The organism is Comamonas testosteroni ATCC 11996 (genome assembly GCF_000241525.1).
GTDB lineage: Bacteria > Pseudomonadota > Gammaproteobacteria > Burkholderiales > Burkholderiaceae_C > Comamonas > Comamonas testosteroni.
Map to the genome: position 1 here is coordinate 220,138 of NZ_AHIL01000029.1, position 18,150 is coordinate 238,287.

Sequence of the window (18,150 nt, forward strand, 5' to 3'; positions counted from 1 at the left end):
CAAAAATAAATCATTTATTTCGACGTTTTGACTAGAGTTTCAAGCACTTTTAGTTCTTCAAGCTTTTTCTCTAGTCGCTAGAATGACAACTCTTATGTTTGCCGCACGCACCTTCGCTCCCGAAATCGTCACACCCGCAAAGCTTGCCGGTGTGAATGCGCGCGCAATCACCATTAAGACGATTACAGGCTGACCCAGCCCGGTTCGTCGCGCGCCCCTTCCGGCCCTGACGAGCCGGCCGAAGCAGTCTCAAGCTACTGTTTTCAAAACTGAAAGGGCGTTTCAAATGAGCAAGCAATTGGTAGGTTTGGTGGGCTGGCGCGGCATGGTCGGCTCCGTGCTGATGGACCGTATGCAGGCCGAAGGCGACTTCGCGCTGATCGAGCCCGTGTTCTTCTCCACCTCCAATGCCGGCGGCAAGGCCCCGGCCATGGCCACCGTGCACACCGAGCTGAAGGACGCCAACGACATCACCGAGCTGTCCAAGTGCGACATCATCATCACCTGCCAGGGTGGCGACTACACCAAGGAAGTCTTCCCCAAGATCCGCGCCGCCGGCTGGAGTGGCCACTGGATTGACGCCGCCTCTTCGCTGCGCATGGAGGGCGACGCCGTCATCGTGCTGGACCCCGTCAACGACGATCTGATCCAGCAAAAGCTGGCCGCCGGCGGCAAGAACTGGATCGGCGGCAACTGCACCAACTCCATCCTGCTGATGGGCCTGGGCGGTCTGTTCAAGGCTGGTCTGGTGGAATGGGTCTCCTCCATGACCTACCAGGCCGCATCGGGCGGTGGCGCCAACCACATGCGCGAACTGCTCAAGGGCATGGGCGTGGTGCACGCCGCCGTCGCCGACGAGCTGGCGACCCCTGCTTCGGCGATTCTGGAAATCGACCGCAAGGTGGCCCAGACCATCCGTGACGATGTGCCCACCGAATTCTTCGGAGCACCTCTGGCCGGCGGCCTGATCCCCTGGATCGATGTGCAGTTGCCCAACGGCCAGTCCAAGGAAGAATGGAAGGGCCAGGCCGAGGTCAACAAGATCCTGGGCACCGAAGCCACGATCCCCGTGGACGGCCTGTGCGTGCGCATCGGCGCCATGCGCTGCCACTCTCTGGCCCTGACCCTGAAGCTCAAGAAGGATCTGCCCCTCGAAGAGATCGAAGCCCTGATCAAGGGCGGCAATCCCTGGGTCAAGTTCGTGGCCAACGACCGCGCCCTGACCGTCAAGGAACTGACTCCCGCAGCGACCACCGGCGGCCTGGAAGTGGCCGTGGGCCGCGTGCGCAAGCTCAATATGGGCCCTGAGTACGTTTCGGCCTTCGTGATCGGTGACCAGCTGCTGTGGGGCGCTGCCGAGCCGCTGCGCCGCATGCTGCGCATTCTGCTGGCCGCCTGATCTGCGCCGCCATCAAGCCCGCAGCGGGCTTGATCCAGCACAGCAAAGCGCCAGTCATCCTAGTGATGACTGGCGCTTTTTTCATGTCCAAGCTCTGGGCTTGGGTGACAATTGTTCGTCTATTCGGGCGAATGCAAACCGTCAGCAAACCTACATTAGGTTTCATCTCGTTGCCAATCGACAACAATTGAGAGCCTTGCCGACCCAGCTTTTGCTCACATTGCAATAGCGTCGTTGACAATGCAAACTATGTCCGCCGGGCCGAGAGACCTTTGCCGCCTGCTGGAATTTCCAATTTTTATGTGCACCGCAGCCACAAACCCGACCAAGAACAAGAGGGCTGTAGGCTGCACGAATCAAGTCTGAGCCCTATGCAACGCTGGAAACTTTCTGCGCTCGCCGCAGCCACCCTCGCACTGTCAAGCCTGCCGGCCACCGATGCATGGGCATTGGCACTGGGCCGCATCACGGTGCAGTCGGCTCTGGGCGAGCCCTTGCGTGCCGAGGTCGAGATCCCTCAGCTCAGCGCTGCCGAGGCCGACAGCCTCCAGGCCGCTATCGCATCGCCAGCGGCATTCCGCGCCCAGGGCATGGAATTCACGGGTACGGCCAACTCGGTGCGTGTGCAGGTGCAAAAACGCGCCAACGGCTCGGCCGTGCTCAAGCTCAGCAGCTTTCAGCCGGTCAACGATCCCTTTGTCGACCTGGTGATCGATGCCAACTGGGCATCGGGCAAGCTGCAGCGCAACTACACCTTGCTGCTCGACCCCCCTGCAACGCGCCGCCCGGCCCCGACGCCCACGACCGCTGCGCAGGCCACGCCTGCCGCGGCGCCTGCGCCTGTGCGTCCCGCCGTGACTGCACGCCCGGCGCCCAGCCCTGTCAACGCGGCCGGTCGGGATCTGCGCAATGACCGCGATCTAGACGAAACGGCAACCAAGCCGCAGCAAAAACGCCAGGCTGGCACTGCGGCACCTGCTGGCAGCGGTGATGAAGTTCGCGTCAGGACAGGAGACACCGCAGGTCGCATTGCTGCAGCGCACAAGCCAGCAGGCGTATCGCTCGATCAGATGCTGGTCGCCATGCTGCGCAGCAACCCGCAGGCCTTTGTCAAGGGCAACATCAACCGCATGCGCAGCGGCGCGGTAATCCAGCTGCCCGATCAGGCAGCCGCTCAGGCCACCTCGGCCAAGGAAGCCCGCCAGATCATGGCGGCCCAGTCTCAGGATTTCAACCAGTTCCGCCGTCAACTGGCTGGCGTGGCACCTGTGGCACCTGTGGAAGCAGCATCGCGCAGCGCTTCCGGCCAGGTTCAGGCCCACGTCGCAGATGCCAAGGCCGCCACCGCAGCCCCCGACAAGCTGACCCTGTCCAAGGGCTCCGTCAAGGGCGTGGCCGCCGATGAGCAAGTGGCCCAGCAAAAACAGGCCGCAGACCAATCTGCGCGCGCCGATGAGCTCAAACGCAATATGGCCGAGCTAAGCCAGATTGCGGCAGCCACCAAGCCCGCAGGTACGGCGGCAGCTCCCGCAGCAGGCACCGCGGCTGCAGCTGCGCCAGCGGCAAGCCCCACAGTCACCGTGCCCGCGGCCAGCACCGCCAATGCAGCAGCGCCCGCCCCCGCCCCCGCTCCAGCTGCTGATGCGCCTGCAACGCCTGCTACCCCTGCCCCAGCCGCACCCGAGGCTGCAGCAGCCGATGCCGGCAAGCCAGGCGACACCATGCCCGCACCAGCTCCGGCCGAAGGCGAACCGGCACAAGCCGCAGCCGAGCCTGCAGCGCCTGCACCGGCACCGGTTGCACCTCCCAAGCCTGTGGCGGCACCGGCCCCCATTCCCGAGGAGCCCAGCTTTATCGACAGTCTGATGGAAGACCCGACCATTCCGCTGGCTGGAGCAGCACTGCTGGCCCTGCTTCTGGGCTATGGCGGCTACCGTGTGTCTCAGCGTCGCAAAGCCGCTGCGGCAGGCGCGGACAGCACGCTGGGCGACAGCCAGCTGTCGGCGGACTCCTTCTTCGGCGCCAGTGGCGGCCAGCGCGTGGACACCACGACCAGCAGCAGCCAGATGTCGGGCCAGTCCATGCAGTACTCTCCCAGCCAGCTCGACGCCGGCGATGTGGACCCGCTGGCCGAAGCCGATGTGTACCTGGCCTACGGCCGCGACCTGCAGGCCGAGGAAATCCTCAAGGAAGCGCTGCGCACCGACCCCAACCGTCTGGTGCTGCACCAGAAGCTGGCTGAAATCTATGCCAAGCGCCATGACCGCATGGCCTACGCATCAGTTGCCAACAACGTCTTTGCCCTGACCCAGGGCAAGGGCCCCGAATGGCAGCGACTGGCCGATCAGGGCCGCATCCTGGATCCTGAAAACCTGACCTACCAGCTGGGCGGCGCCCCCCAGTCCCAGGCAGGCGCAGCGGCTGCGCCCAACGCCTTCAACCCCACCGCTCCATCGACCGCCTTGCAAGGCGGCGTGGCCGCCGCCGTGGGCTTCGGCTCGGCATTGGCTGCGGCACAGGCAGCCGAAGCCGCGGCCAGCCGCGAAGGCCCTCCCACAGAGCCCGCCGGCATGGACTTCGACATGGATCTGGAACTGCCAGCAGGCCTGCCCGACACTGCGGCCAGCGCAGCGCCTGTGCCCTCCGAGCCCGTTTCCTTGCCCAACGAACAGGACTTCGCAGCACTGGCACAGTGGGACACTCCTTCTGCCCCCTCCGCAGAACCGGCAGTTACAACCGCAGACAATGGCCTGAACCTGGATCTCGATGATCTGGCCTCGTTCAGCCTGCCCGCCACGGCATCTCAAGCTCCGGCCCCTGTCGCAGCTCCCGCGCCCGCCGAGCAAAGCTCTCTGAATGCACTCGAGTTCGACCTCGACAGTTTCACCCTGCCTTTGCAGACACAGCCCGAGCCAGACGGCGGACAGGAAACAGCTCCGCTGAACCTATCCTCCAGCCTGGAGAAACTGGACGAAGTGCAAGGTGGCGAAGCCCTGAGCTTGCAGCCGACCGAGGAGAGCGACAGCCTCGCCGCCGCCGCTCCTGCACAACCCGAGGTGACTTTCGACCTCAGCGGCCTGTCGCTGGATCTGGGCACAGCCGATATCGCCGCGCCAGTCGACGCCGTGCCAGCGCCCTCCGAACCCGAAGACCCGCTGGCCACCAAGCTGGCCCTGGCCGAAGAGTTCAATGCCATCGGCGACAGCGACGGAGCGCGTACACTGATCGAGGAAGTGATCGCCGAAGCCCATGGCGATCTCAAGGCCAAGGCTCACAGCCTTCTCTCTCAGATTGGTTGATTGATTTGATGCATTCAGACCCCGCGCCGGGAGCCATGCCATGCGCATAGCTCTTGGCGTCAGCTACAACGGTCAGGCCTATCGCGGCTGGCAAAGCCAGCCCGACGGAAACACCGTACAAGACAAACTCGAAGCGGCCCTGGGCCGCTTTGCTGCTCAAGAAGTCTCCACCATCTGCGCCGGTCGCACCGATTCCGGTGTGCACGGGCTGATGCAGGTCGTGCACTTTGACACCGAGTTGCAGCGCGCGCCCAACTCCTGGGTACGAGGCACCAACACCTTCCTGCCCAAGGACATCGCCGTGCAATGGGCGGCCGAGGTCGCCGACGGCCCGAATGGCTTCCATTCCCGGGCCTGCGCCACCGCACGCCGCTATGCCTATGTTCTGCTGCAGTCCCCCGTGCGCCCCAGCGTTGACCAGGGCCGGGTGGGCTGGGTGTTTCAGACTCTGGATGCGCAGCGCATGCGCGCAGCCGCCGATCTGTTGCTGGGCGAGCATGATTTTTCGTCCTTTCGCGCGGCAGGCTGCCAGGCCAAGAGCCCGGTCAAGACCCTGCGCCGCATCGACATCCACTACCGCCCCGCTGGCCAGGCCCCCATGCGCGACGGACAGATGGAATGCGGCTACTGGCGTTTCGAATTCGAGGGCAGCGCTTTTCTGCACCACATGATCCGCAACATCATGGGCTGCCTGATCTATGTGGGCCAGGGCTCCAAGCCCGTGCAATGGATGCAGCAAGTGCTGGAGGCACGCTCGCGCGAGGTGGCCGCCCCCACCTTCTCCCCTGACGGGCTGTACTTTCTCGGCCCCATTTACGATACACGCTGGGGCCTGCCTGTAGACACTCCCCCGTTTGCCTGGCTGCCCTGAGCGGCCAAGCGCCATCGATTGCTGCAACGCCTGGGACTTGTCATGTCTTCCATTGCCCCCCGCACCCGCATCAAGATCTGCGGCCTGACCCGCGAGCAGGATGTCGACGCTGCAGTGGCCGCCGGAGCCGATGCCGTCGGCTTTGTGCTCTATGCACCAAGCCCGCGCGCCGTGACGCTGCAACGAGCGGCCGAGCTGGCCCGGCGACTGCCGCCCTTTGTCACACCTGTTTTGCTCTTTGTGAATGAAACAGCTACCAATGTGATAGCTGCCTGCGACCTAATACCAAACGCCTGCGTGCAGTTTCATGGTGATGAAACGGCCGCGGATTGCGAGGCATCCACCCGGGGCGTCCAGCCCTGGTTGCGCGCGGCGCGCATACCCCTTGGAGACGATGCGGCCCAGTTTGACCTCGTAGAATATGCCCAACGTTATTCAAAGGCCCAAGCCATCCTGCTCGACGCCCATGTCGATGGTTATGGTGGCGGCGGCAAGGCATTCAATTGGTCACTTCTGCCAACAAGCGTCGACTCTCACCTCGTTTTGTCTGGTGGACTCACGCCTGCAAACGTGACCGATGGCATCTTGCAAGTGCGCCCTCGCGGGTTGTCTCTGGCCGTTGATGTGAGCTCTGGTGTCGAGGCCGAAGGTCCCGACGGCAAGCCTCTCAAAGGCATCAAGGATGCCCACAAGATTCATCGCTTCATTGCTGCCGTACGCGCAGCTGATGCCCAAATTTTGCAGACTGACACATGTTTGAATACCAGTATCCCGACGTCCACGGCCATTTCGGCCGCTACGGCGGCAGCTTCGCCAGCGAAACCCTGACCCACGCCCTCACCGAGCTGCGTGAGGCCTACGCAAAGTATCAGAACGACCCCGAATTCATCGCCGAATTCCAGTCCGAGCTGGCCCACTATGTAGGCCGTCCCTCGCCCGTCTATCACGCCTCGCGCATGAGCCGTGAAATGGGCGGTGCGCAGATCTATCTGAAGCGCGAGGACCTCAACCACACGGGCGCGCACAAGATAAACAATGTGATCGGCCAGGCCATGCTCGCCAAGCGCATGGGCAAGCCGCGCATCATTGCCGAGACAGGTGCCGGCCAGCACGGCGTGGCCACGGCCACCATCTGCGCGCGTTACGGCCTCGAGTGCATCGTCTACATGGGTGCCGAGGACGTGAAGCGCCAAAGCCCCAATGTCTACCGCATGAAGCTGCTGGGCGCGACCGTGGTGCCTGTCGAGTCCGGCAGCAAGACCCTGAAGGACGCGCTCAACGAAGCCATGCGCGACTGGGTGGCCAATGTGGACAACACCTTCTACATCATCGGTACCGTGGCGGGTCCCCACCCCTACCCCATGATGGTGCGCGACTTCCAGAAGGTCATCGGCGACGAGTGCCTGACGCAGATGCCCGAGTTTCTGGGCGCCGACAAGCAGCCCGACGCGGTGGTTGCCTGCGTTGGAGGCGGCAGCAATGCCATGGGCATCTTCTACCCCTATATCCCCTACGAAGACACCAAGCTGTTCGGCGTGGAAGCGGCCGGCGAAGGCCTGGAATCCGGCAAGCACTCGGCCTCGCTGCAAAAGGGCAGCTCGGGCGTGCTGCATGGCAACCGCACCTTCATCCTGCAGGATGAAAACGGCCAGATCACAGAGACTCACTCGGTGAGCGCCGGCCTGGATTACCCCGGTGTGGGCCCCGAACATGCCTGGCTGCAGGAGATCGGTCGTGCCCAGTATGTGGGCATTACCGATCAGGAGGCGCTGGACGCCTTCCACTATCTGTGCCGCGCCGAAGGCATCATCCCGGCTCTGGAGTCCAGCCACGCCGTGGCCTATGCCATGAAGCTGGCCAAGACCATGCGCGCCGACCAGTCGATTCTCGTGAGCCTGTCGGGCCGTGGCGACAAGGATATCGGCACCGTGGCCGACCTCTCGGGTGCCGAATACTTCGACCGACCCTCCATGCGCGGTCTCACCGTCAAGGGCGCTCCCGGACATGATGCAGCCAAGGCTGCCGCAGGGGGCAACAAGTTATGAGCCGAATTACCGCCACCTTCAACAAGCTCAAGGAAGAAGGCCGCAAGGCCCTGATTCCCTATGTGACTGCAGGCTTCCCGTTCGCCGCCATCACCCCGCCCCTCATGCACGGCATGGTGGAAGCAGGTGCCGACGTGATCGAGCTGGGCGTGCCCTTCTCGGACCCCATGGCCGACGGCCCCACCATCCAGCGCGCAGGCGACAAGGCCATCGCCAACGGCGTGGGCCTGAGCCAGGTGCTGGCCTATGTGGCCGAGTTCCGTAAAAAGGACCACACCACACCCGTGGTGCTCATGGGCTATGCCAACCCCGTAGAGCGCTACGACCAGATCCATGGCGAAGATGCCTTCGTCAACCATGCCGCCGCTGCCGGCGTCGATGGCGTGCTGATCGTTGACTATCCGCCCGAGGAATGCGAGGAGTTTGCCGCCAAGCTCAAGGCCCGCGACATGGACCTGATCTTCCTGCTGGCGCCCACCAGCACGGACGAGCGCATGCAACAGGTGGCCCGCGTGGCCAGCGGCTATGTCTACTATGTCTCGCTCAAGGGCGTGACCGGTTCGGGCGCTCTGGACACCTCGGCCGTGGAGGCCATGCTGCCGCGCATTCGCCAGCATGTCAGCGTGCCTGTGGGCGTGGGTTTCGGCATTCGCGATGCCCAGACCGCACAGACCGTGGGCCAGGTGGCCGACGCCGTCATCATCGGCAGCCGCATCATTGACCTGCTCGACAACCAGCCCCACGAAAAGATCGTGCCTCTGGCAATAGACTTTCTGCGTGGTGTGCGAAAGGCTCTCGACGCATAATGCTGCCCTGAAATCAGCCTCCCCCTGAGCGGCTTTGCCGCTTCCCCCTTGAAGGGGGACGACAGCCTCGCAGCGGGGCGGCCCTTGCTCGCTGTCCCTGACCGGGATTGCGCCAGTGCCTGCGCCGCGCCGCTCTCATGGGTTGCGGGTGGCGCGCAGTGCAGTGGAAACTGAAAAGGAAATAACCATGTCCTGGCTTGAAAAACTTCTGCCTGCAAAAATCCAGCAGACCAATCCGACGGAACGCCACCAGCAGATTCCCGAAGGTCTGTGGATCAAGTGCCCCAGCTGCGAAACCGTTCTGTACAAGACCGATCTGGAAAAGAACCAGAACGTCTGCCCGACCTGCGGCCACCACCACCGCATCGGTGCACGCGCGCGTCTGAACCATTTCCTCGATGCGGAAGGCCGCTATGAGCTGGCCCAGGAAGTCATTCCTGTCGACCCGCTGAAATTCAAGGACAGCCGCAAGTACCCCGAGCGTCTGAAGGAAGCGCTGGAGAACACCGGCGAGACCGACGCACTGATCGTCATGGGCGGCTCCGTCAAGAGCATCAATGTGGTCGTGGCCTGCTTCGAGTTCGACTTCATGGGCGGCTCCATGGGCTCCGTGGTCGGCGAACGCTTTGTGCGCGGCGTGGAAACCGCCATCGAGCAGAAAGTGCCTTTCATCTGCTTCACCGCCACCGGTGGTGCCCGCATGCAGGAAGGTCTGCTGTCGCTGATGCAAATGGCCAAGACCAATGCTGCGCTGACACGTCTGGCCAAGAAGGGCCTGCCCTATATCTCCGTGCTGACCGACCCCACCATGGGCGGTGTGTCCGCCGGCTTCGCCTTCGTGGGCGACATCGTGATCGCCGAGCCCAAGGCCCTGATCGGCTTTGCCGGCCCCCGCGTGATCGAAACCACCGTGCGCGTGAAGCTGCCCGAAGGCTTCCAGCGCGCCGAGTTCCTGCAGGACAAGGGCGCTGTGGACATGATCGTGGATCGCCGCGAGCTGCGTGATCGCATCTCCAGCTCTCTGGCCATGCTGCAACGTCTGCCTGCGGACGCCGTGGAATAAGCACCGGACGAGCAAAAAGCAAAACGGCTGACGCAGCATTCATCTGCGTCAGCCGTTTTTTTGTCGGTTTATCGCCTCGGGACATTCACAGAGCACCTCAGAGCAGCCTTGGAACTGACGAGGTTTCATCCGCAAGCCTCAAGGCGATGCGGCGTTCTTGGCCCGGACAGCCCCCTAGCGCACCCCGGCAATCATGGACAGGCCGCCAGCCTGCACATAGTTGAGCACCATCAGCAGCACCTGCAGGCCAATCAGGGCAATCAGCGCCGAAAAGTCCACATTGCCGATCAGGGGCACCACCTTGCGGATCGGGGCCACCAGCGGATCGGCCAGACGCTGCAGCACGCCGTAGATGGGCGAATAGGGCTGCACCCAGGACAGGATGGCGTAGATCAGCAAGATACCCATCATGCCGGACAGAATGACCTTGATCAGCCCGCACAGCGCCAGCCATGGCAGCGCCAGAACCGAGCCCTTGGCACCCAGCAGCAGCCAGATCAGCAGCACCTGCGCCAGTTGCAGCAGCAAGGCAGCAATCAGGCTGGATTTGTCCCAGCGGCCCTTGGCGGGAACGACCTTGCGCAGCGGCATGACGATCCAGTCGCTCAGCGCAAAGACCAGTTGCCCCACGGGGTTGCCAAACGGCACACGCTGTGCCTGCATATACATGCGCAGCAGACAGGCTCCGGTGATCAAGCCGACGACGACATCCAGCAGGAACAGAACGATTTCAAACAGCATGTGACCCAATTCAGAAAACAGTGAGCAACTCACCCATTCGTGGGATGATAGCCGGGCACCATGACCGATACGCAAAGTCTGCATTCCCTGCCCCTGTTCCCGCTGAACACGGTGCTGTTTCCCGAAGGCCTGCTGAGCCTGCAGGTCTTCGAGGTGCGTTATCTGGACATGATCCGCAAATGCCAGCATGCCGACGCCCCTTTCGGCGTGGTGGCGCTGCAGGTGGGACAGGAAGTGCGCAAGGCAGGCGCCCAGACCGAGCGCCTGCACTCCGAAGGCGTGCTGGCCCGTATTGCCCGGCTCGACTCGCCCCAGCCCGGACTGCTGCATCTGCAATGCAAGGGGGCCCAGCGCTTTCACATCCAGCGCTGCTGGCAACTGCCGCATGGCCTGTGGGTGGCCGATGTCACCATGCTGCCCGACGACCCCAAGGTCACTGTCCCCAAGCATTTGCTGAGCACCTCCCACGCGCTGGCTCAGGCCTTGCTGAACCTGCACGACCACGACCCCGATCACGCGCAACTGCCTACGCCGGCGCAGATGCACGACTGCGCCTGGGTTGCCAATCGCTGGGCCGAGATGCTGCCCCTGCCGGTGCGGATCAAGCAGCAGCTGATGACGCTGGATGCCCCGCTGCTGCGACTGGAGCTGATCGCCGATGTGCTGGAGCAAAGCGGCATTACCGGCTCGTCCCCGCAGGACGATGCCTGAAATCGCCTAAGACCCTTTGCTGGCGGCTGACAAAAGCTACCTATTCGATAGCATAAAGCTGACTTCTGAGACTGCAGCCTGAGCCATGGAGGCCGCATACCGCAGCTCCCGTCAGCGCTTTGCCCGGTCGCCTACCGCTGCTTCGGCAAAAAACTTAAAATCACCGGTTTCGGGCAGCGGCTATCCTTGCCGCGCCCTCATTCCTGGCCTCCAACCGGCGCTTGTCGCTGGCGCTCTCTTTTCATGACTGAACAAAACATCTCTTCTGCGGCAGAAAACACCGCCCCTCAGGACGAAAACAAACTCATCGCCGAGCGCCGCGAAAAACTCAAAGCCCTGCGCGAGTCCTCCAAGGCCAACGGCGGCGTTGCCTTTCCCAACGACTTCAAGCCCGAGCACCGCGCCGCAGCCCTGATCGCCGAACACAGCGACAAGGATGCTGAAGCTCTGGACGCCGCCGCCATTGCCGTCAGCGTGGCGGGCCGCATGATGCTCAAGCGCGTGATGGGCAAGGCCAGCTTTGCCACCGTGCAGGACGCCACGGGCCGCATCCAGGCCTATGTCACCCGCGATGCCGTGGGTGAAGAGGTCTACGCCGACTTCAAGAAGTGGGATCTGGGCGACATCATTGCCGTCGAAGGTCAGCTGATGAAGACCAAGACCGGCGAGCTGTCGATCAAGGCCACGAAGATCCGCCTGCTCACCAAGAGCCTGCGCCCCATGCCCGACAAGTTCCACGGCATGGCCGACCTGGAGCAGAAGGTGCGCCAGCGCTATGTGGACCTGATGACCGACGAAGAAGCCCGCAAGCGCTTCGTAGCGCGCAGCAAGGCCGTGGCCGGCATCCGCGACTTCATGGTCGAACACGGCTTCCTGGAAGTCGAGACCCCCATGCTGCATCCCATCCCCGGCGGTGCCAATGCCAAGCCCTTCATCACCCACCACAATGCGCTGGACCAGGAGATGTACCTGCGCATCGCGCCCGAGCTGTATCTCAAGCGCCTGATCGTCGGTGGCTTCGAGCGCGTGTTCGAGATCAACCGCAACTTCCGCAACGAAGGCATCTCGGTGCGCCACAACCCCGAGTTCACCATGATGGAGTTCTACGCGGCCTACTGGAACTACCAGGACCTGATGGACTACACCGAAAAGCTGATCCGCGACGCCGCCATCAAGGCCGTGGGAACGCTGGAGTTGAGCTACGGCGGCAAGCCTGTGGATCTGGCCAAGCCCTTCGAGCGCCTGACCATCCCCGAAGCCATCGTCAAATACACCGAAGCCGGCGACAACGTGGCCAACCGCGAATGGCTGACCAATGCCCTCAAGAAGCTGGGCATGAAGGAAGACAAGGACAAGCTGTCCACCCGCACCCTGGCCAGCCTGCAGGTGCTGTACTTCGAAGAGGTGGTGGAAGAGAAGCTGTGGAACCCCACCTTCATCATGGAACACCCCACCGAGATCTCGCCTCTGGCGCGTGCCAACGACGAGCGTCCCGAAGTGACCGAGCGCTTCGAGCTCTACATCACCGGCCGCGAATTCGGCAACGGCTTCTCCGAGCTCAATGACGCAGAAGACCAGGCTGCCCGATTCAATGCCCAGGTGGAAGCCAAGGACGGCGGCGACGACGAAGCCATGTACTTCGACCACGATTTTGTGCGCGCCCTCGAGTACGGCATGCCCCCCACCGGCGGCTGCGGCATCGGTATTGACCGCTTCATGATGCTGCTGACCGACAGCGCCAGCATCCGTGACGTGATCCTGTTCCCTGCCCTGCGCCGCGAACAGCAAGTCTGAAATTGATAGCTTTTAGCGCTTGACTGTCTTGGTTTTCAGATATATTTATTGCTGAAATCCAAGAATAGCAGGCGCTACCTGCTATCAAATATTCAGCAGAATACAGGCCCTGCCCGGCGGACACCTGGAACCGATAGGATGAATCATCGGTTCCATGTCTCAAGGAGAGCGCCATGTGTCGCTGGCTGGCCTATAAGGGCAATCCTGTTTCCCTGGAAACAATGCTGTTCCACGCGCGCCATTCGTTGATCGACCAAAGCCTGCATTCGAGATTCGGAGCGACGACGACCAATGGCGATGGCTTCGGACTGGGCTGGTACCAGCACCCGCACGATATGCCTTTTCGCTATCGCAGCATCCAGCCGGCCTGGCACGATCACAACCTGCGCGAGCTGTCGCGCGCCGTGTCGGCGCCCATGTTTCTGGCGCATGTTCGCGCGGCAACGCATACGCCGGTGCAGGAGACCAACTGCCATCCCTTCCGCCACCGGCGCTGGATGTTCATGCACAACGGCATGATCGAGGACTTTCCCCTGGTACGGCGCGATCTGCTCATGGCTATCGATCCGCAGTTCTTCAACTCGCTGGAAGGCTCGACGGACTCGGAGACCATGTTCCTTCTGGCCATGAGTTTCGGGCTGGAGCACACTCCTGTGCCGGCCATCGCGCGCATGGCGGGCTTTGTCGAGGCCACGGCGCGCAGCCACGGGATAGCACACCCGCTGAGCATGACCGTGTGTGCCAGCGATGGCGAGCAACTGGTGGCCGTGCGCTATGCGAGCGAGGGCCAGTCGCCGCGCTCGCTCTATCACAGCACCTCCTTCAAGCATCTTCACGCGCTCTACCCCGACGACCCGCGCATCGCGGCCGTTGGTGACGATGCGTATTTGATCGTGTCCGAACCGCTGGTTGATCTGCCGCAGGCCTGGGCACAGGTTCCCGAGTCGACGGCGATCGTCGTGCGCGGCACCCAGATCGATTACCTGCCGTTCGCGCCCATTCAATCCTGAGGGCGTGCTCAGCCGCGCAGGTCAACGCCCAGCGCAAGCTCATCCAATCGCTGTCGGCCATCTAGCCAGCGACTGTGGCATCGGCCCCATGGCTATACTGGCCCACCATGCATATCCCTCAATACTGGGCGCAAGCGCGGCTGCGCCATGCAACCGGCCAACGCCACGGCGCGACCGTCCAGCGTTGGGGCTGGTCAGACCACAGCCAGCAGGAAGCCCAGAACCATGCGCAGCAACGAGCCCAGCAAGCGCTGGACGCCGTGCTGGCCGCCCCAATGCAACGCCAGCTCGACGCAGGGTTCGAGCGCATGGAGTGGCGCACCGAATACGGGCTGGAAGGCGGCACGCCCATTCGCGAAGAAGTGCTGGAGCGGCGTGACGAATCCGTCATGACCCGCAACAGCTATGGCGCACATTGCCTGAACACAGAGAACGTGGCTATTGCCGACATCGACTTTCCGCGGCAGAAAAAGCCTGCCCGCTTCCCTGTCATCTCGTCGCTGCTGCTGGCTCTGGCCCTGCCCTGGCTGTGGGTGACCCCGCTGACCTGGAGTCTGGGTGCCGCGATATTGATGCTGCTGCTGGCCGGCATCGGCCTGGTCTTCTGGTCAGGCCTGAAGCAATGGTTGCATGCCCGCCATGCGCGGCGCGCCGAAGCCCTGCAGCCACCGCCCATCGATGCCGCGCTGGCAAAGGTTCAGGCTTTTGCGGCCGGACACCCGGATTGGGGCCTGCGCGTCTACGAAACGCCCAAAGGATTGCGCGTCATTGTCACTCACGCCGCATTCAGCCCCTCTTCCCCCGAGGTTCAGGCGCTGTTCCAGCAACTGGAGGTTGACCCGCTGTATGCCATGCTGTGCCATCAGCAGCAGTGCTTTCGCGCCCGAGTCAGCGGCAAGCCATGGCGCATGGGCTTGAATGGCCTGTCCACCCAGGAAAGACGCTGGCCCCAGCCTGAGGCCTCCCGGGCTGCACGCCAGCAATGGGTGTCGGACTATGAGGCCAGATCGGCACAGTTTGCAGCCTGTCGCTATATCGATCAGCTGGGCGCGACGACGCTGTGCTCAGCGGCACAGACTTTTGTGCTCTGGCACGATGAAAGCAGCAAGGCGCACTCCGCCCTGGCATTGGCCTGAGTATCTCCGTGACCATTCGCAAAGCCTGTTGCTTGAAACCGGCGTATAAAGTAACAATATATTTCCCGGCACATGCCTGAACTACAGATGCGTCCGCCCCTGATCTTCCTCCCATGACAGCTCTGCCATCTTCTGCATCAGCTTTGTCTGCCATCGAATCAAGCGGGGCACGGTTCTCGTCGCCTGATTCCGCGACGCCGTTCTCCGTGCTGGTTGTCGAGGATCAGGCCGTCATGCGCGCTGCCCTGGTGACCGAACTGCGCCAGGCCGGTGTGACGCACGTGCTGGAAGCCGAAAACGGCCGCTCCGCGCTGGCACTGTTTCGCAGCGAAAGACCCGATCTGGTGCTGCTGGACATCCGCCTCCCCGGCGAGGACGGCTATTGGGTCGCGCGTCAGCTGCGCGAGGCCGAGCCCGGCGAGTGGACACCCATCATCTTTCTCTCCGGCCTGGACAACGATCTGGACGTCTGGCGCGGTATTGAGGCGGGGGGCGACGACTACCTGGTCAAACCCGTCAAACCCATTGTGCTGGTCGCCAAGCTGCGCGCCATGCGCCGCCTGCTGGACATGCGCCGTCGCCTGGTCACGGTCTCTGCAGAGCTGCATCTGGCGAATCAAAAGCTCAACGAAATGGTGGAGCTCGATGCGCTCACGGGCCTGGTCAATCGCCGAGGGCTCGACCGCATGCTGCATGCCGAAATTGCGGCGGCAAGACGCGAGAGCAGGCCGCTGACGCTGATGCTTTGCGACCTCGATCACTTCAAGCACTTCAACGATACCTATGGGCATGTCCAGGGGGACGAATGCCTCAAGCAGGTCGGGCGCCTGCTGCGCGAAGTCTGTGTGCGCCCGCGCGACATCGCCGCACGTTATGGCGGTGAAGAATTTGCCCTGATCCTGCCCAACACCCCGCGTTCCGGCTCGATGACATTCGCCCGTGCTCTCGGCCAGATGCTCAAGTTCCTCAAGATTCGCCCACCAGGAACCGCCGAGGATATTCCGCTGACCCTCTCCGGCGGCATCACCACCTGCATTCCCGACGAGCACACCAGCGCCGAATCCATGCTGATGCGAGCCGACGAAGCCCTGTACGCCGCCAAGACGCAAGGGCGCAACCGCTTCTTCAGCTTCGAGATGCAGATGGACACCATAGAGCAAAGGCAGATCTAGCAGTCCACCTGGCCGCATTGCGGCTCTTGGCCTGCCTGCAAGGTCGGCACTTGTCAGCTCTGCTCTCAAGAGACGCTAGGATTGACGCATTGTCCTGTCAGACCCCTCGGGTCTGACCTCTGCCGTTTTTCTCGAGTGACTGGTTATGCGTCGTCTTCAAATGCACCTGCCCGATTGGATGCAGGACTGGCTTGAAATCCTGATTCCCGGGATTCAGATCTTTCTCATCATCCTGGTGGCCTGGCTGATCAACTGGCTCATCAAGCGCATCATCTCGCGCGCAGGCAAGGCCTACGACCTTCCTCATGAACTGCTCATGCCGCTGCGCGGCGTGTTTCGCTGGATCATCATCGCCGCCGCCGTGCTGGCGATTCTCGAGCGCATGGGCATGTCGGCCACCGTGCTCTGGACGGCCTTCACCGGCTTTGCCACTGTGGGCGCCGTTGCCTTCTTCGCAGCCTGGAGCGTTCTCTCCAACCTGTTCTGTGCGTTATTGATCGTCACCGTCGGCCCATTCAGGCTGGGCGACTATATCGAGGTGCTCGACACTGCCGAGAAGCCTGGAGCCAAGGGCCGCGTGATCGACCTCAATATGCTCTACATCACCTTGCAGGATGACAGCGCACCGGCGGGCATGCCCAATCTGCTGCAGATTCCCAACTCGCTGATCTTCCAGCGCGTCATTCGCCGCTGGAAAGGCGGCATGCCGGTGGTGACGGAAAACACTCCAGCCACCAGCCAGGAGGAAGCTTGCGCCGTGGCCATCACCACTCCTGGCGGCAGCGCCGTGACCTCGGGCTGAGACCGGCCGATACCCGGCCTCCATGCAAAAGGGCTTCCTGAGAAGCCCTTTTTTGATTCCCTGACGGGTCACCTCAAGGCAGGCGCGGCTTGACCTTGCTGGCGGCCAGCTTGGCATTCACGCGGGCCTGCTCCACATCGCCAGCGCGCGCCAGGGCCACGCCCATGCGACGCTTGACGAAACTCTCGGGCTTGCCGAAGAGGCGCAGATCGGTGCCGGGCACAGCCAGGGCTTGCTCCACGCCATCAAACACCAGGCCTTCGGCATCCTGACCGCCGTAAATCACGGCACTGGCACCGGGGTTGCGCAGGCTGGCATCCACGGGCAGACCCAGAATCGCGCGGGCATGCAGCTCGAACTCGCTTTGCCACTGCGTGCACAGCGTCACCAGACCCGTGTCATGAGGACGCGGCGAGACTTCGCTGAACCAGACCTGCTCACCCTTGACAAACAGTTCCACGCCGAACAGACCCAGGCCGCCCAGGTCGTCGGTGACCGCCTTGGCAATCTGGCGCGATTTCTCGAGCGCGGCAGGGTACATGGGGTGAGGCTGCCAGCTCTCCACATAGTCGCCGGCCTGCTGGATATGACCCACGGGGTCGCAGAAATGGGTTTCGATCTGGCCATCCGCACCCTTGGCACGCACGGTCAACTGGGTGATTTCATAGTCGAAGTCGATAAAGCCTTCGACGATCACGCGACCCTTGGCAACACGACCGCCGGCCATGGCGTAATCCCAGGCCTTGGCCACATCGGCCGGGCCGTCAATCTTGCTCTGACCCTTGCCCGAGCTGCTCATCACGGGCTTGACCACACAGGGGTAGCCGATGGCAGGCTGGCCGTCGCTGCCGTCGATCGCGGCTTGCAGCTCGGCCAGGGAGTCGCAGAAACGGTAGGGGCTGGTGGGCAAACCCAAGGTCTCGGCGGCCAGACGGCGAATACCTTCACGATCCATGGTCAGACGTGCGGCGCGGGCCGTGGGAATGCAGGTGATGACGCCTGCGGCCTCCAGCTCTTCCAGCATGGGCGTGGCAATGGCTTCAATCTCGGGCACGACCAGATCGGGCTTGACCTCTTCGATCAGCGCCTTGAGCTGGGCCGGATCGCTCATGGTGATGGTGCGCGCATGGTGGGCCACCTGCTGGCCAGGCGCATTTTCATAGCGGTCCACGGCAATGGTTTCCACGCCCAGGCGCTGCAGGGCAATCAGCACTTCCTTGCCCAGCTCGCCGCTGCCCAGCAGCATGACTTTGGTGGCATTGGGGGAGAGAGGGGTTCCTAGGGTGGTCATGGTTGCATCC

General features: G+C 62.9%; 15 protein-coding genes. 13 read left to right on the top strand and 2 right to left on the bottom strand.

Features of this window, described 5'->3' with window-relative positions:
• Window positions 1-286 precede the first annotated feature (286 nt).
• The 7 genes from asd to accD all read left to right on the top strand — a co-directional run bounded on the left by asd (window position 287) and on the right by accD (window position 9,483).
• Window positions 287-1,399, top strand: coding sequence for an aspartate-semialdehyde dehydrogenase (gene asd / locus CTATCC11996_RS12555; protein WP_003076601.1), 1,113 nt, complete (start codon window positions 287-289; stop codon window positions 1,397-1,399).
• Between the two features lie 371 nt (window positions 1,400-1,770).
• Window positions 1,771-4,698 (top strand): motility hub landmark protein FimV, encoded by a 2,928-nt coding sequence (locus tag CTATCC11996_RS12560; RefSeq protein WP_003076603.1) that lies wholly within the window; start codon window positions 1,771-1,773, stop codon window positions 4,696-4,698.
• Window positions 4,699-4,738: 40 nt separating this feature from the next.
• A complete protein-coding gene (gene truA, locus CTATCC11996_RS12565) occupies window positions 4,739-5,569 on the top strand; it encodes a tRNA pseudouridine(38-40) synthase TruA (protein WP_003076605.1) in 831 nt (276 codons plus the stop codon).
• Between the two features lie 42 nt (window positions 5,570-5,611).
• Window positions 5,612-6,397: a phosphoribosylanthranilate isomerase gene (locus CTATCC11996_RS25035; RefSeq protein ID WP_003076607.1), complete on the top strand. Its 786-nt coding sequence runs from the start codon at window positions 5,612-5,614 to the stop codon at window positions 6,395-6,397.
• Entirely contained in the window at window positions 6,322-7,614 is a 1,293-nt protein-coding gene (gene trpB, locus CTATCC11996_RS12575) for a tryptophan synthase subunit beta (protein WP_003076609.1), read from the top strand. The genes CTATCC11996_RS25035 and trpB overlap by 76 nt, the downstream gene beginning before the upstream one ends.
• Complete coding sequence (gene trpA / locus CTATCC11996_RS12580; protein ID WP_003076612.1) at window positions 7,611-8,420, top strand: tryptophan synthase subunit alpha; 810 nt, start codon at window positions 7,611-7,613, stop codon at window positions 8,418-8,420. Before trpB ends, trpA begins: the two co-directional genes overlap by 4 nt.
• A gap of 187 nt (window positions 8,421-8,607) precedes the next feature.
• Window positions 8,608-9,483 (top strand): acetyl-CoA carboxylase, carboxyltransferase subunit beta, encoded by an 876-nt coding sequence (accD, locus tag CTATCC11996_RS12585; RefSeq protein WP_003076614.1) that lies wholly within the window; start codon window positions 8,608-8,610, stop codon window positions 9,481-9,483.
• A 174-nt stretch (window positions 9,484-9,657) separates the two neighbouring features.
• Here the strand turns inward: accD and CTATCC11996_RS12590 are convergent, their stop codons facing one another.
• Window positions 9,658-10,224 carry a YggT family protein gene (locus CTATCC11996_RS12590; protein WP_003076615.1) on the bottom strand — a complete coding sequence of 189 codons (567 nt, stop codon included), beginning with the start codon at window positions 10,222-10,224 and terminating at the stop codon, window positions 9,658-9,660.
• A 60-nt stretch (window positions 10,225-10,284) separates the two neighbouring features.
• On the opposite strand from CTATCC11996_RS12590, the gene CTATCC11996_RS12595 reads away from it, so the two are divergent.
• From CTATCC11996_RS12595 to CTATCC11996_RS12620, 6 genes are all read left to right on the top strand, one after another.
• A complete protein-coding gene (locus CTATCC11996_RS12595; protein WP_003076617.1) occupies window positions 10,285-10,935 on the top strand; it encodes an LON peptidase substrate-binding domain-containing protein in 651 nt (216 codons plus the stop codon).
• A 243-nt stretch (window positions 10,936-11,178) separates the two neighbouring features.
• A complete protein-coding gene (gene lysS, locus CTATCC11996_RS12600; RefSeq protein WP_003076619.1) occupies window positions 11,179-12,729 on the top strand; it encodes a lysine--tRNA ligase in 1,551 nt (516 codons plus the stop codon).
• Window positions 12,730-12,902: 173 nt separating this feature from the next.
• Window positions 12,903-13,739: a class II glutamine amidotransferase gene (locus tag CTATCC11996_RS12605; RefSeq protein WP_003076621.1), complete on the top strand. Its 837-nt coding sequence runs from the start codon at window positions 12,903-12,905 to the stop codon at window positions 13,737-13,739.
• Window positions 13,740-13,846: 107 nt separating this feature from the next.
• Window positions 13,847-14,875, top strand: coding sequence for a hypothetical protein (locus CTATCC11996_RS12610; RefSeq protein ID WP_003076623.1), 1,029 nt, complete (start codon window positions 13,847-13,849; stop codon window positions 14,873-14,875).
• A gap of 113 nt (window positions 14,876-14,988) precedes the next feature.
• Window positions 14,989-16,047, top strand: coding sequence for a GGDEF domain-containing response regulator (locus tag CTATCC11996_RS12615; protein ID WP_034348988.1), 1,059 nt, complete (start codon window positions 14,989-14,991; stop codon window positions 16,045-16,047).
• A gap of 145 nt (window positions 16,048-16,192) precedes the next feature.
• Window positions 16,193-16,849: a mechanosensitive ion channel family protein gene (locus tag CTATCC11996_RS12620; RefSeq protein WP_080569868.1), complete on the top strand. Its 657-nt coding sequence runs from the start codon at window positions 16,193-16,195 to the stop codon at window positions 16,847-16,849.
• Between the two features lie 73 nt (window positions 16,850-16,922).
• On the opposite strand, the gene purT is transcribed toward CTATCC11996_RS12620, so the two are convergent.
• Window positions 16,923-18,140, bottom strand: a complete 1,218-nt coding sequence (purT, locus tag CTATCC11996_RS12625) for a formate-dependent phosphoribosylglycinamide formyltransferase (protein ID WP_003076628.1) — start codon at window positions 18,138-18,140, stop codon at window positions 16,923-16,925.
• Window positions 18,141-18,150: the final 10 nt, after the last annotated feature.

Coding starts and splice junctions, on each gene's coding strand:
- CTATCC11996_RS12615 (WP_034348988.1), top strand. CDS start 14,989: ATGACAGCTCTGCCATCTTCTGCATCAGCTTTGTCTGCCATCGAATCA.
- trpA (WP_003076612.1), top strand. CDS start 7,611: ATGAGCCGAATTACCGCCACCTTCAACAAGCTCAAGGAAGAAGGCCGC.
- lysS (WP_003076619.1), top strand. CDS start 11,179: ATGACTGAACAAAACATCTCTTCTGCGGCAGAAAACACCGCCCCTCAG.
- CTATCC11996_RS12595 (WP_003076617.1), top strand. CDS start 10,285: ATGACCGATACGCAAAGTCTGCATTCCCTGCCCCTGTTCCCGCTGAAC.
- truA (WP_003076605.1), top strand. CDS start 4,739: ATGCGCATAGCTCTTGGCGTCAGCTACAACGGTCAGGCCTATCGCGGC.
- CTATCC11996_RS25035 (WP_003076607.1), top strand. CDS start 5,612: ATGTCTTCCATTGCCCCCCGCACCCGCATCAAGATCTGCGGCCTGACC.
- CTATCC11996_RS12560 (WP_003076603.1), top strand. CDS start 1,771: ATGCAACGCTGGAAACTTTCTGCGCTCGCCGCAGCCACCCTCGCACTG.
- accD (WP_003076614.1), top strand. CDS start 8,608: ATGTCCTGGCTTGAAAAACTTCTGCCTGCAAAAATCCAGCAGACCAAT.
- purT (WP_003076628.1), bottom strand. CDS start 18,140: ATGACCACCCTAGGAACCCCTCTCTCCCCCAATGCCACCAAAGTCATG.
- CTATCC11996_RS12605 (WP_003076621.1), top strand. CDS start 12,903: ATGTGTCGCTGGCTGGCCTATAAGGGCAATCCTGTTTCCCTGGAAACA.
- asd (WP_003076601.1), top strand. CDS start 287: ATGAGCAAGCAATTGGTAGGTTTGGTGGGCTGGCGCGGCATGGTCGGC.
- CTATCC11996_RS12610 (WP_003076623.1), top strand. CDS start 13,847: ATGCATATCCCTCAATACTGGGCGCAAGCGCGGCTGCGCCATGCAACC.
- trpB (WP_003076609.1), top strand. CDS start 6,322: ATGTTTGAATACCAGTATCCCGACGTCCACGGCCATTTCGGCCGCTAC.
- CTATCC11996_RS12620 (WP_080569868.1), top strand. CDS start 16,193: ATGCGTCGTCTTCAAATGCACCTGCCCGATTGGATGCAGGACTGGCTT.
- CTATCC11996_RS12590 (WP_003076615.1), bottom strand. CDS start 10,224: ATGCTGTTTGAAATCGTTCTGTTCCTGCTGGATGTCGTCGTCGGCTTG.